The 13,411-nt window shown below is 47.1% G+C and carries 13 protein-coding genes and 1 pseudogene; all 14 read right to left on the reverse strand.

What is annotated here, in order from left to right:
* Positions 1-749 (reverse strand): annotated as a pseudogene (locus G493_RS30620) (hypothetical protein); the annotation flags it as partial.
* Positions 750-825: 76 nt separating this feature from the next.
* Entirely contained in the window at positions 826-1,179 is a 354-nt protein-coding gene (locus G493_RS30625; RefSeq protein ID WP_051309756.1) for a DUF192 domain-containing protein, read from the reverse strand.
* An 8-nt stretch (positions 1,180-1,187) separates the two neighbouring features.
* Complete coding sequence (locus tag G493_RS0121405) at positions 1,188-2,072, reverse strand: type II secretion system F family protein (RefSeq protein ID WP_028582018.1); 885 nt, start codon at positions 2,070-2,072, stop codon at positions 1,188-1,190.
* 47 nt (positions 2,073-2,119) lie between these two features.
* Positions 2,120-2,308 (reverse strand): hypothetical protein, encoded by a 189-nt coding sequence (locus G493_RS0121410; RefSeq protein ID WP_028582019.1) that lies wholly within the window; start codon positions 2,306-2,308, stop codon positions 2,120-2,122.
* Positions 2,309-2,312: 4 nt separating this feature from the next.
* Positions 2,313-2,708, reverse strand: a complete 396-nt coding sequence (locus tag G493_RS30630; RefSeq protein ID WP_051309758.1) for a septal ring lytic transglycosylase RlpA family protein — start codon at positions 2,706-2,708, stop codon at positions 2,313-2,315.
* A 43-nt stretch (positions 2,709-2,751) separates the two neighbouring features.
* Positions 2,752-3,636: a type II secretion system F family protein gene (locus G493_RS0121420; protein WP_028582020.1), complete on the reverse strand. Its 885-nt coding sequence runs from the start codon at positions 3,634-3,636 to the stop codon at positions 2,752-2,754.
* A gap of 295 nt (positions 3,637-3,931) precedes the next feature.
* Positions 3,932-6,109 carry an ATPase, T2SS/T4P/T4SS family gene (locus tag G493_RS33160; RefSeq protein ID WP_153306623.1) on the reverse strand — a complete coding sequence of 726 codons (2,178 nt, stop codon included), beginning with the start codon at positions 6,107-6,109 and terminating at the stop codon, positions 3,932-3,934.
* A 213-nt stretch (positions 6,110-6,322) separates the two neighbouring features.
* Positions 6,323-7,792: a pilus assembly protein N-terminal domain-containing protein gene (locus tag G493_RS0121435; protein WP_161629868.1), complete on the reverse strand. Its 1,470-nt coding sequence runs from the start codon at positions 7,790-7,792 to the stop codon at positions 6,323-6,325.
* Between the two features lie 24 nt (positions 7,793-7,816).
* Positions 7,817-8,674, reverse strand: a complete 858-nt coding sequence (gene cpaB / locus G493_RS0121440; RefSeq protein WP_153306624.1) for a Flp pilus assembly protein CpaB — start codon at positions 8,672-8,674, stop codon at positions 7,817-7,819.
* 105 nt (positions 8,675-8,779) lie between these two features.
* Positions 8,780-9,310: a hypothetical protein gene (locus tag G493_RS0121445; protein WP_028582023.1), complete on the reverse strand. Its 531-nt coding sequence runs from the start codon at positions 9,308-9,310 to the stop codon at positions 8,780-8,782.
* Positions 9,311-9,329: 19 nt separating this feature from the next.
* On the reverse strand, positions 9,330-10,283 hold the full coding sequence (locus G493_RS0121450; RefSeq protein ID WP_153306625.1) for a Tad domain-containing protein: 954 nt from the start codon (positions 10,281-10,283) through the stop codon (positions 9,330-9,332).
* A 1-nt stretch (position 10,284) separates the two neighbouring features.
* Complete coding sequence (locus tag G493_RS0121455) at positions 10,285-11,523, reverse strand: hypothetical protein (RefSeq protein WP_028582025.1); 1,239 nt, start codon at positions 11,521-11,523, stop codon at positions 10,285-10,287.
* Between the two features lie 840 nt (positions 11,524-12,363).
* Complete coding sequence (locus G493_RS0121465; RefSeq protein WP_035275538.1) at positions 12,364-12,618, reverse strand: hypothetical protein; 255 nt, start codon at positions 12,616-12,618, stop codon at positions 12,364-12,366.
* Positions 12,619-12,985: 367 nt separating this feature from the next.
* A partial coding sequence (locus tag G493_RS0121470) for a transposase (RefSeq protein WP_028582027.1) occupies positions 12,986-13,411 on the reverse strand: 426 nt, incomplete at its 5' end.

Here is a 13,411-nt window from a genome sequence, read left to right on the forward strand (position 1 = left end):
TCAGTGATGGAATGCAGTTGCTTGCCCTGGTAGGTATACTTTGTGAGTATTCCCCGGCGGTCACCGGTTTCAACCATTCGCCCCTGTTGGTCGTAAAGCACATATTTTCCTTTTTTATTCTGCCAACGATACCCGGTATCCAATGGTTGCAGAGTAAAGGTTTTGAAATGGTATATTCCGTCTGCACTTTTTGTATAGTTGATATTGCCCTTTCTGAGCACATTCTCCTGAGCTGTTGTCTGAATACGGTTAAACTCATGCTCAAACTGCCACTTGCCCTCCACATAGAGACGATATACTTTGGCATAGCCACCCGCAACCTTCACTGACATGTCAATCAGGTCATCATGGTATTCCCGGGTAATGATGTTCACATTGGAGTGGGTTGGCTCACAGTCGTCGGGGTTGCATGATCCTGAGGTTGAATCATCAGCGCATTCTTTACAGCTTGATCCTTCGTCCTGGCCATTCCCCAGATTTGTAGGGCAAAACGGAGAGTTGGTTCCAGGCTCACCGGTTGAACCACTTTCATCATCTGATCCATCATCAGTTGCACCATCACTTTGGTCATTGGTATCATTGGTCTCATCATCCAGAGAATGCACCTGCACGCCATCTACCTGGCTGCCATCTACAGATTGGCTGCCAAAATCGCTGGAGCTGAGCCCAAGATCTGCATAGGCACTGGTTGAGAGGAAAAAGAAAATAACAACAAGATGAAGGATGGAACGAATACGAAAAGGAGTCATTTGATATACTTGTTTTTTTATTCTGACGACTGTTTTTTAAATTCTATTTCTTGACCTGACAGAAAACGGGAAATCGTTACACATCCAGAGTAGCGGAGAGCACAATTCGATCCTGCTCAAGAATCAACTGCTCGCCCACTTCAAGACCAGCGCTTTCACCTTCCGGCAACTCCAGCACAGCCTTGGCCTTGAACACCATGGGACTCAACCGCCAGGGTCGCATAGCTGGACAAATTTTCACGATATGGTTTTCACTGTCCAGAAAGACCACATCTATAACAAACCGCATAAAAAAGGTATGCACCTGGTTGCACGGGCTAATGAGCAGGCCATGTCCAGATCCCAGCCCGCTGCGACCAAGCAGGCCGACCAGCCTGCTCATCATAGTTTCAGCACGTTCCAGCTGGATGATTTTGGTATTGTTGTTCATGACCGCTCTTAAAAACCTGTGTTTGAATAAATCAGCTGCAGGGCAATCGGTCCCAGAACAATGATCAACACCGCAGGCATAATCACCAGGATAATGGGAAACACAATTTTCTGGGTTGCCTCGGCACCTTTTCTTTCAGCTTTCTGAAACCGGTCTGAACGCATTTTTTCACTCTGTGCCCTGAGTACACTGGAGATGGGCACACCCAGGCTGCTGGCCTGGATCAGGACCACAATAAACTGATTCACTTCCGGCGAATCACAACGGTTGGCCATGTTACGCAATGCCTGCTCTCTGGTGGATCCCATCTGGATTTCCTGAAGCAAAGTAGTCAGCTCTTCCATGAGCGCTGTTGGCTTCCGTTTCTTGGTTAAACGCTCAAGCCCGGCAATAAAGCCCAACCCTGCCCTGGTGGAGAGTGCCAGAATGTCCACCACATGGGGTAATTCCTGTACCATCTCTTCAGAACGCATGGTTACACGGTCTCGCATCCACTTGACAGGAAAGAAGAATCCGAGCAAAACCAGCATAGGATAAAACCAGAGATTCATTGATGGCCCGAGCAAAAAAACAATAGTCACCGGCATAATAGCCATGAGCATCTGGTAGGCAAGAAACTCCTCAGGTAAAATTTCCTCTGTCATACCTGCCATCACAAACTGATGCCGCAGTTTACGTCGCTGGTCATCACTCTGCAGGGTCTTAGCTGGGGGAACAAGGGGCGTAAACAGAGGGCGCAACAGGCGAATCATGGGGCTGCGCACCACCTTGGCTTTCTCTTGAATTCCCAATGCACGGCGGGCGCTCTCTTCCGAGCCTTTCTGCATCATGAAATAGGCGAACATGAAGAGCGCCACAAAAATAATGCCGCAAATAATTACCTGAAAAATCATAAATCTTTTACCGTATTACAAATACTTGCTTTAAAAGTACCCAGCAATCAATATGAGGAAAGATAATAATTGCTCCCCAATATCCGCGAGAGAAGCACATCAAATCCATCTGTGAAATATGGCACAAACAGAAATCCTATGAAACACAGGGTAATGGCAAACACCAGAAACACCATATATTCCGTGGCTCCCTGCCCGGACTCGTCGGTCATCAGTCTTTCAGCATATGCACGCATGGTTCTACTCAATCACTACATATTGAATGGCAAAATATTTCTTCGGATATACGCCAAGGGTTTGAGCCGCCTTTCTGCTCAGGCAAAGATCAATGGTCTGCTCCAGATAATGACGATCGTTGATCTCCACCTGTACCACCTTACCGTTTTCAGGATTGGTGACTTCCACCCTGGTACCAAGGGGCAGGTTCGCGTGACTGGCAGTCATTTTCTCCATATCAAAGGTTTCACCGCTGTCGGTCAGGTGTCCATGAAACTGGGGACCGTACCAGGTCCCTCTGGTATGCACGATCTCGCCAAAAAGCGGGGCCGGTGGAGGCTCGGGAGGTGGATCAAACTCCGGCGCTCCACAGCCAAACATCATAAGAGCAACAACACTGAGCAGGATTGTTTTCAACATACTGTTTCTTCCTTTTTTAATGTAACTTCAACAAAGCGCGGGCTCAAACCTTGATAGACACAATGGATTTTACGAGCAGACTGCCCAAGATAACCAAAAGAATGGTAATCCCGATCATCACCCACCCCAGGGTAGTGGCATAGAGCGGCTGCATATAAACAGGATTCAGGCAGTTCAATACCCACATCAACACAAAAGGCATGGACCCGATGAGAATGGTCTGGTACACACCCAGCGAAGTGATGCTCTTAATCTTGCCTTCCACCTTTTTACGTTCGCGAACCGTATCAATAATGATCTCAAAGGTCTCAACCAGGTTACCACCCGTGGATCGCAACACGAGAACAGCCTCCACAGTGATACCAAAATCCATACTTGGTATACGGTCAGCCATACGCTCAAAGGCTTCATCCATGGTCTTGCCATAGTTGTATTCAGACAAAAGCAACTTGAACTCCTGGGAAGCAGGCGCCATCATCTCCTTGGCAACCAGGCCCAGAGCCTGTTGCAGAGACAACCCGGAACGTAGGCCGCTGGCAATCAAACCAAGGGCATCCAGCAACTGGTCGTCAAATTTACCCACATACCGTTTATGCATGAAGTTGGTTATTAATCCCGGCAGTATCCAGCCGGCTATGGCCGCAATAAGCATCGCTACCAGGGGCACAAAGGAAGGAGCCGAACTGCAGATATACCAGACCACAGCCACACACACGATCATGGAACCAATAATGAGCATCCTGCAGCGCACCATGGTAAAGAGCTCATCCATAAACATCAGCTCAAAATTGACAAAACATTTTTCCGCCTGGTACCAGAACCCTCGAAAAAACGAGTTGAGCAGTGTGTCGTAGGTATTTCTGAAAAAAAAGAAAGCTGCCAGCGCCAGGCAGACAATGGCCATGGTGGCGCATACTTCACTGGACATATCCCGCTCCCTTTCCCGTCCGTAATATCTGTTGCATGTTCCTCTCTCTAAATCGTTTGACAGCCTGAGGTATGTAACTGATCACAGATGCTCCACGGAGTTTCCCCCTGGTCGCTTACCTCTTTGCACGATCGCGGTTTCCCGTATAGATAGGCTAACGGAGTCTTCGCTACCTACGAAAAACCGCGCTTGCCCAAATCTGAAGCACCTGTGACCAGTTACAACTCAGCACTAATTGAACTATCAATATTGTTAGCCACGTGATCAGTTACTGACGTATCATTCGCACTGTCCTTTACATAAAAATATCACGGGGTATCTGCTGCCCATTATCTTCCAACTCTGAGATAAAGTTCGGAATCAAACCGCTGGCAACAAACTCACCCACAGTGCGCCTTTCTTCATCATAGCCCAGGTTCCTGTAGGTAAAAATCTCCTGGGTGGTGATCACATCCCCTTCAATACCAGTTACCTCGGAAATGGTTTCTATCTTCCTGGACCCATCGGGCTGTCTGTTCTGCTGAATGATGATGTCACAGGCCGAGGCGATCTGTTCGCGAATCGCCCTGGATGGCAACTCAAGCCCGGAAAACATAACCAGGGTCTCCAATCTGCGCAGCGCACCCTGCACATTGTTGGCATGGACAGTTGTCATGGATCCGTCGTGACCTGTGTTCATGGCCTGGAGCATATCAATGGATTCCCCGCCACGACACTCACCCACCACAATGCGGTCCGGCCGCATCCTGAGCGAGTTTTTCACCAGATCACGGATAGTGATCTCACCCTTGCCTTCAATATTCTCCGGCCTGCTCTCCAAACGGCACACGTGCTCCTGATGCAGCTGCAGCTCAGCGGCATCCTCAATGGTGACAATACGCTCATCCTCAGGGATGAACGAACTCAACACATTGAGCAATGTGGTTTTACCGGAACCGGTACCACCGCTGATGATAATGTTAAGCCGGGATTGCACGCACAGCTTTAACAGCTCAGCCATCTGCCAGGTAAACGAGCCAAGGTTAATCAGGTCATCCACCTGCAGGGGCTGCTTACTGAATTTTCTGATGGTCAGCAGTGATCCATCCGCAGCCAGCGGCGGAATCACTGCATTAACCCTGCTGCCGTCTTCCAGGCGCGCATCCACCATGGGCGACATTTCATCAATACGCCGCCCTACCCTGCCAACTATGCGGTCTATGGTGGCGCGCAAATAGCGGTCATTGAGAAAACGCCTGTCAGTGAGGGTAATTTTCCCTTTCTTCTCCACATAGATCTGGCTCGGGCCATTGCACATAATCTCTGTAACGGCAGGATCTTCGAGCAAAGACTCCAGGGGACCAAGGCCAATGGCTTCGTTCAGCACCTCCTGGCTGATCTGCATACGCATCTTGCGATCATTGATTTCCACAGCCTCTTCGTCCACCAGCCGGTCAATGACTGCCTTTGTCTGTTCGCGCAGCCGAGCCCTGGCTTCTTCATCCTGAAATGCCTGCTCATCCAGGGCCTTGAGGTCTACTTCGCCGAACAACCGCTGATGGATAAGCAATTTCAAATCATCCAGCTCAGCATTTGAAGTCGTTGGCTGGGGAATTTCAACCGGTACCTGTGCCTGACCACTGCTTTCAACATTCTGTTGAGGCAAAACAGGTGCTGTTTGCTGCTGTACGCCAACTATCTGGGGTTCACACAGATCCATTCTCCACAGGGTGGCAGCAAGATTTCCCAATGCTTTGCTCACCGGATGGCGAGGCTGTACCAGCAGGGCTGGCCGGTTCACCTTTAATCCTGCTGAAAAATAGCCCTCATCCTGGGGAATCACAGTAAAAAGATCCCGTCTGATTCTGGCCTCTATCAATGAAGGGGAGAATTCATTGCTGCGCGAATACCCACTCAGTACGGGATAAATCATCTGGGCCTGGAACGATAACTGCTGTAATGCCTCCAGGCCTTTAATGGTTTGGGAAATGGAAAACATTTCAGAACGTAACAGCACAAAAATAGCATTGGACCGCTCCAGACAGGCCACAGTAATCGGGTTGGAATATCCGGCACCCAGATCCACCACAACCTGGCCATAGGCCCGTGATGCCACATCCAAAAAAGGACCGATATTCTCCACCGGCACCTTGCGGTTCTCTTCGCCCCTTGCTTTGAGGTTGAGTATGGTTACCCCTTCATAGGCAGGGGCAAACGAAGCCAGTAAGGCCCTCGGGGTGATGGCGTGGATGTTGTTCATCAGGTCAATGATACCCCGGGCACTGGTGGCAGATCCGCCGGTTTTCTGATCAAAAGGCGAAAGACCGGCAGCATGGGCCGTATCACCACAGGAGGTATCGTTCATGTCCAGCAACAGGATGGAACTCTTGGTCTCCTGGTACAGGGCAAAGGCAAAGTTGGCTGCAAATACCGACTTCCCCACACCGCCCTTGGCACTGGTTACCGCAAATATTGAACCGCGTCGTGTTTCCAAATTTTCCTCAATACATCTTGTAACAAACTGTAAAAGTAACTCCTCATAGGGCAAGTGACAACGCCTGGCAACTCCCCCGTATTTGCAGCTGCTTACAGGGTGCCTGAGGTTTTCGCAAGCAGGCTGGCGCAGCGTATTGCCCCATACGTAAGCCAGGCTGATCGCGGAAAAATCAGGGGCACTGTGAGCAGGTACCTATGAAAAACACCACGATCAACGGGAGATAGGATCATAGGCGTCAAACAGCTGCATGGTGCGTTGCTTTGCTTCCATATTGGCATCCCGGGCATTGGCAAGAATCTGCGGGGTGATAAATATCACCAGGTCACTCTTCTCTTGGGAAAACTCCTTGGAGCGAAACAGTTCAAACAGTGCGCCCGAAGAGCCGGGGTCCGCATCAAACACTTTGCGGTCTATCTGGCTCAACAGTCCGGAAATGGCGATACTGTCACCAGCCCGGCAATACTGGGTCGTATCCACTTCAGTATTGGTAAAATTCACATAACTGCCCACACTGCCAGCACCTGCTGAGCCGAGGTTGGTGGGGAGATTGATCTTCACATGGATCTTCAGGGTCACGTTGTTGCCCTGGGCAAAGGGAAGCACCTTCAGGGTGATACCGTACTTTTTAAACTCCAGACTGGCTGCACCCATGGAACTGATGACAGGATACCCAAGCTCTCCGCCAGATTGAAACTCAGCAGGCTGTCCGGATTTCACACTCACACTGGAAACCTTGAGCTGCCTGCCCATGTTTCGTTCCCGACCATTTTCAAAATGGGGCAGCAACTCACTTAAAAAACCATCAACCTGCCAGAACGCACTGTGGTTATGCACTCCGTTTTCGGCTGTCTCGCCAACACCAGTCTGGGCAGAGAGACCACCGAATGGCCCCCAGGAAAATCCCATGGCTTCCATGGCATTGGTGTTCACTTCCATAAAATGGGCATGTACCTGAATCATGTCGCCGGCGCCCACATCCAGATCAATTTCTTTTTCCTTGATCAGGTTCACCACATTGGCATGGAACACCTTGGCAAAATCCTCGATACGCTGGGCAGACCCCTTGCCGTATACTGTGCCAACCAGCACCAGGTTCTGGCCAATGGTCCGTACCTGTACCTGGCCGTCACCCCCTGCAAAATCATTGATAATGCGTGCCATAACCTTGAGCGCTGCAGGCCCGAGGGTAACGGTATTGATCACGTCCTCATCGCCTTCAAGGAGCAGGTTCACCCGTTTCAGGTCATCGGTGGTCAATACCTTGCCGGAAACAATGATTTTCTGTCCGGCAACCTCCACCTTTATCCCTTGGATACCTTCAAGCTTCTGTTTCACGTTGGCAGCCGCCTGCCCCAGATCCCTCACCTTGACCTTGACGTCAAATTTGGCGAAAATCTGTCCTCCCTGATTCCAGAAAATCAGGTTGGTGGTTCCCTCGGCAACACCGTTAAGCACCACCTCTGCACCATATTCATCGTTGCGGCGCACGACACAGTTCGCCACAGAGTCATTACCCAGGGCATATTCGCTGAACCGTTCCTTCAGGCTCACAACTTTGGATTCGTTCACATACACAGTCACAACCTGTTCCGCCTGCGCCTGTACAGAGGGCAGCAGAACAGCCATCACCAGCAGGAGAGCACCTAACCAACGCACCCCTGCCGAGGTATTACATTCCATGTTCCACCACATACTATTACCCCTCTACTGCCGCTGTGCGCCGTGGATTTCACCCCATGGACGAGGCGCGTAAATTTCTTCTTTGATACCCAGCATATCTTTGCCGTCAATGGACTGAACAGGCTCACCATCATTATCATTAACCACCGGACACAGACTGAGGGAAAGGGTTCCGATCTCCTGGGTTAAAAACACTTTCTGGGCCTGGGAAGGTTCAACCAGCAGGGTGACGGTGGAGAGTTTTTCGTAATCAATGGTCTCTTCGGTTCGCAGCTTACCGATACGCTTGCGCATATCCTCCCGGTCTTCAGAGAGCGCGGCCTGCTCAACCATGGTTTCCTGGCCCATGTTTCTGCCAACTGCCAGCACCAGGATGTTTCGCAACACAGTAAAGGTGCGTTGTTTGGAGGAATCACCATTTTCTATTTTAAAGGTTCCCAGCACATCCACCTTGTCTCCAGGCCTGAGCAGGCCGGAGACCCCGCGAATGGCATCCACACCCACAGACACAGCCCGGTATCCCTGGCGAATCTTGAGGGATAACCCCACAGCCTGATTCTGACCGGAAACCATGGTCTCCAGGATATGATCCCCTTTGAGAATGGGCACCAGACTGACGCGCTTGTTGGCCTCCTCAATGGACTGCAAAGCAGAAGGAGGGATAAACTTGCGCGGCACCGCAAAAGTGCGGATCATGGTCTTATCCAGCTTGGTATAGGCCGGGATATCAACATTGGCCACAACCACCGGCACCAGATCTGCGGAAAGCCCAAGCTCCCCTTCTTTGGTTTTCAGATATTGAAACACCAGAAAGACCCCGATACCGGCAAGAATCAACGGGATGATAATACTGTTCTTCCCGGCAAACATTGAACGCGACACTGCTTCCTCCTTGGTTGACAGGATGGCGCACCAAACCTGTCAGATACTTTGCTTGATTTGTTATATGTGATTTTTAATTGTTGAATATTGTGAAAGGTAATTGCTTTATCTGAAGTAGGTGTTGGTTATGCCGAGGTCGTTGCAAAGCTGGTCAAAGGCTATTTTACGGAGAGCCTTGTTTGATCGATTGTGTCCCAACCCATCTGAATCAGGACGGCGTTCTGGACCAAACGCACTCCGCCCAATCTCTTTCACTGGTCCGGTTGCAATATAAAGACCTCGTATGGCAACATACTTTTTTCCGCCACCTGAGTAACGAGACGTAGGCTGACTCTTAGGTGGATAATCCCGATGAAACAACGACCAGTTATTCACCACCAGGCCATAGGCTTCACCTGGATCAGCTTCAACCGTATAATTGATCGGCTCAGCGCCAGTTTTAAGCTTATCACCCTCTTTATTCATCTTCTGAAAATGCTCCAGAGTTTTTTTATGTACCCCTTGTACGGCCTCATTACTCACAAGAGATACATACAGCAATTGCCCTGAGCCCAACATCAGCAAGAGGACAATGAGCACCGAAAAAATAGATTCAACAGCAGCCTGCCCCTGCTGATTGGAGGGAATGCCTTTCATGGTCGTATACCTGATACAATTAATGCTTGAATTCGTTGACGAGTTGCAGATATTCACTATCAGTGGTTTCGTTGGGATAGGTCTGCCACAGAGGCGCTAAGCGGGCTTCGTATTCTGGTTCACCTTCATATATATTACCTTTGTGTGGTTGGGCCTGACTGTAAGCAATAATCTCAGGAATATTGACGCTGAACCCATAGTTTTCCATATCTACTAAGGCGCGAATAGGCTCACGCTTTACTCGAACCCGGTAATAGACTTTAGTGGCTGAGCCCAGGCGTCGTTCGTGTCTTAGAGGCCCTATTACAATAGGCATTTTCATATCTCCTAACGCAGTTGTTGACCCTATTCCCCCTCGTGTATCTAGAAATGTAGCTTGGGTTTGCGTTGATGGTGGATATCTAGTAACTACCCATATCCACCAGATATGACTTCTCCATTTGTTATCTAAAACACCTAATTCTTGGTTCGGATACTGACTGCCCAACAATTCCTCCATGGTCCAATGTTCTTTGGGTTTGAGGCCATTATGAGAGGCTGCGCTGACCTTGGGATGCAATTTATTATAATTGGCATTATGAACATCCAAGACCTTTTGACCTGCTTCCCGAGCCATTTTAGCAAATTCCGTATTAGCCTCGTCCTGCAAATCGCGGGCATAGAGTATCTGTCGATAATAATACCAAAACGTCTTCATTCCTTGACTAGCAAGAAATCCGATATCCGATCCATCCCTAAGATCCTCGTCTAGATCGTCATTTAGCAGCTGAATTTCAGCATTCAAGTCAGCAATCTCATTCAGGCCAACAGCTTGGACATTGGCAGCGGAAAGGGCAACAGCATCAGCAACTGCTTGAGTCAGCATTTTATCATGGATAACCTGCCCTATATTGGCGACAAAAGCCAGCAACGCAACTAAGACCACGGCAGTTAAAGCAACCAGGACAGAACTTTGCCCATTTTCTTCAATCAACCTATTCCAATGGTAATTCATGATAACCATACTCTACAAGACCAGGGCTTACAATTTCGCGATATATTTTCTCACAAGAATTATAAAAACTAGAGCTGTCTTTTGGACTACCAGATTCACTTCTGTAAAAATCCCCGAAAGACATACATATAGGAAATTCATCTTCATATTTAAGTTTAGGAAGACCTATTGATTCTCGCACAAAATTATGTACATTTTTTACATGTTCTAAAGCAACAAGCCTATACCAACTTTGATAAAACATGCCATAACATAAATCACTCTTCATCCATGATTTAAAAAATGAAGTTACGCCATAACATTTATCATCTTTAGTATTATTAATATGGTCAGTTCCCATCTTTGACTTTTCAATAACTCTTTTTACATATTTTAGAGCAATAACATTAGAATCGATTTCCCTCTGTAGCAATGCAGGATTATATATTTTTTCTATTCTCTTACCAGAGAAATTTTCTATTTCTAAGGCAATATTATACACGAGAGGCGTTGTCTTTTGCAGGACCCTGAGCTTTTTCAAATCATACTCAACAATATCGACAGAAAGGGTTTGCAACCTACCACTAACCAGTTCACATCTATAAGCACGCATAACACAAAGGCCATACTCTTTGCTTTTTTTCCCCCTCCCAGGATCACATCTAATTCCGCAATATTTAAGAGGGGGGTCTACTTCACACTCAGTGTGCTTGGCAACTATGGCTTCGTACTTTTTGCGCATTTCCTGTTGCCAAGGCTCTAATTCTTCCAAAGGAATGATTTCTTCAGCAGCTAAATCATTAGTTTCATCACCCGCAGTAATAGCAGCAACTTTAAATAAATCTAACACAGGAACCTGTTGCTGAAGTAGCATTTCCAAAGTGCTCTCAGGAACAAAAGCAGGATACGTCTTTCCGGCACATTCCACTGCAAGACTAGGCATCTCTTTCTGCAAGCGCTCTACAACCACCAGACACCGCTCTGTTGATACATCAGGCACATCATCTTTTGCAATGCCTTGTTTCACAAAAAGATTCACCGCAACCGTTACGACCACTTTCTTTGCCAGAGGTATTTTTTCAACCGCCGCAACGACAGCATCCAATTTTTCTGCATGCACCACCTCACTGGACTGGTAGGCAAAGATATCATTGCCTTTCCCCTCATAAACGATTTCAGCATGCACTGTCTGACAGAAAAAGAGCAAAACGCCCAGCAATATAAAATAGAGTTGTTTCATTCTGTTATCTTCCCATCTGCTTCAAAACCACAACGCCACATAACACCACCAACCGTTAACAACCTACACCTCTTTTGAAGGTAAGCAACTGTTCAGCACGACATAAACCATCTACATAACCAGATAAGTGCAAGCATTTACCAGCACTTCGAATTGTGCATAAATTATCTAACTCACCGTACTCCACCCATGCACATCAACAGCACTCAACAAAATAAATACCTACGCATTATCAACATATTAGACTCTTAGCGCAACACAAAAAACAGTCATCACCGAATTCCCCTTGTGCCCCAACGAAAAAAAATTCTCTCGTCATTCTCACTGCGCTCAAAACGAAAGGCTAAATAGACAAAAAACAGGCTCCTCGCTACATCACGAAAATTGGAGTCAGAGTAAAATTAACCGTTCTCTTTGCCTGATTTTGCCAGCCTCCCTCTCTTTTTCGCAATCATGCGTCTACCTGTCAGCGCCTCCATTTCACCTTTAAAACGACTATTTCCCAATGTACGCCGGGAGCATTACGCGTTTGTCCAATAACGGTTGCGTTCAAATATGAATCATGATAGCGTTATCTCCATTAAGGAGGTAACGCATGGAATCACTGATTATTCGCGGTAAGAGTATTGGCGACAATGAACTCGTTGAGATAAAAAAGGCAATCAAACGAAAATTGGCGAAAATTGGGGTCAGAGTAAAAATGTGATATCTTCTTTTTCTGTCTTTATGTTCTCTTTTCGTTTTTTCAACTTTGCAGCTGCAAGACAGCATTTCTTACTTTGATCACTTTTTTCTAGTACAGACTACTATCTATGCCAATTATATCATTTAACCATAATACTATTGACATACAATTTTCTTAACAATCTCATCTTTCTCTTTGCTAAAAACAATTTGCACACATCCCCCTTCAAGAACAGGAACCTCAATAAGAGTAATTTTTACATCATCATTTTGCTCATCAACCACCAATTTAAACCTACTAGGCAGTTTTCCATAATATCCTTGAAGTTCATCAATAGACATTGATATTGCTTTTTTCATATTTGCAGTATTATGTATATTTTTATTTTCATCCGATTTTATTTTTTTCATTAGCAAAAACAAAGATAAAAACAAAAAAACAATTAGGCCTGTTAACAACCAATTAAAATTTATTCTATTTTTCAATATATTTAGTGAACCTTTAAAAAATTGTGATCAGAGTAAAAGTAAGTGCTATCTTTGCCTGATTTTGCCGGCCTCCCTCTCTTTTTTGCTATCGCGCGTCTACCTGTCAACGCCTCCATTTCACCTTTAAACCGACTATTTCCCAGAACTACCCCTTTGTTCGTAATTGAACGGATACCCTCAACCAAGTCCTCTCTAAGGTGGTTTGGGTGCAGCCGGTCTATATTAAAAAACCACTTTTCTATCTGACTAAAGTTTCCTGGAAATTATTACATCGCCGATCCCGGTTCCCCTACGCGACCATGCGTAGCAGTGTTCTGACAAAAGATTTTTGCGTCTTTTGCCTCGGTAACGGGCAAATCGATTGAAAATCCTCACTCAATGCCGCCTCAGCTATAATTCTTCGGACATCTGAAAATGCAAATCCGGAACGGCCGCGAACTTTATATTTGCGATCGGGCGCCTTTTGCAGTCGAGCCGCATAAACCCATGTCAACGTTGTCGCCATCATGCAAAAGTTGAGATGGTTCTCTACAGCATCAGCATTTCGAGTCTGCGATTTCGAACTGCCGATCTCCTGCTTGATTTCCTTAAAGCCCGATTCAATCTTCCAACGTGCACCGTAGAATTCAATTATTTGCTCAACCGACAGCGTCAGATCAGTTGTCATCAGTGCAACATAGCGTGTTTTTTTGTAAACCCAAACAACGTGCACTGG

It is taken from the genome of Desulfogranum japonicum DSM 18378, assembly GCF_000429945.1.
Classification (GTDB): Bacteria; Desulfobacterota; Desulfobulbia; order Desulfobulbales; family Desulfobulbaceae; genus Desulfogranum; species Desulfogranum japonicum.

Bases quoted from the DNA above. Each gene is read 5' to 3' on its own strand.
- G493_RS0121465 (WP_035275538.1), bottom strand. From the start codon at position 12,618: ATGAAAAAAATAAAATCGGATGAAAATAAAAATATACATAATACTGCA.
- G493_RS0121455 (WP_028582025.1), bottom strand. From the start codon at position 11,523: ATGAAACAACTCTATTTTATATTGCTGGGCGTTTTGCTCTTTTTCTGT.
- G493_RS30630 (WP_051309758.1), bottom strand. From the start codon at position 2,708: ATGTTGAAAACAATCCTGCTCAGTGTTGTTGCTCTTATGATGTTTGGC.
- G493_RS0121410 (WP_028582019.1), bottom strand. From the start codon at position 2,308: ATGCGTGCATATGCTGAAAGACTGATGACCGACGAGTCCGGGCAGGGA.
- G493_RS0121445 (WP_028582023.1), bottom strand. From the start codon at position 9,310: ATGAAAGGCATTCCCTCCAATCAGCAGGGGCAGGCTGCTGTTGAATCT.
- G493_RS30625 (WP_051309756.1), bottom strand. From the start codon at position 1,179: ATGAACAACAATACCAAAATCATCCAGCTGGAACGTGCTGAAACTATG.
- G493_RS0121405 (WP_028582018.1), bottom strand. From the start codon at position 2,072: ATGATTTTTCAGGTAATTATTTGCGGCATTATTTTTGTGGCGCTCTTC.
- G493_RS0121420 (WP_028582020.1), bottom strand. From the start codon at position 3,636: ATGTCCAGTGAAGTATGCGCCACCATGGCCATTGTCTGCCTGGCGCTG.
- G493_RS0121435 (WP_161629868.1), bottom strand. From the start codon at position 7,792: ATGGAATGTAATACCTCGGCAGGGGTGCGTTGGTTAGGTGCTCTCCTG.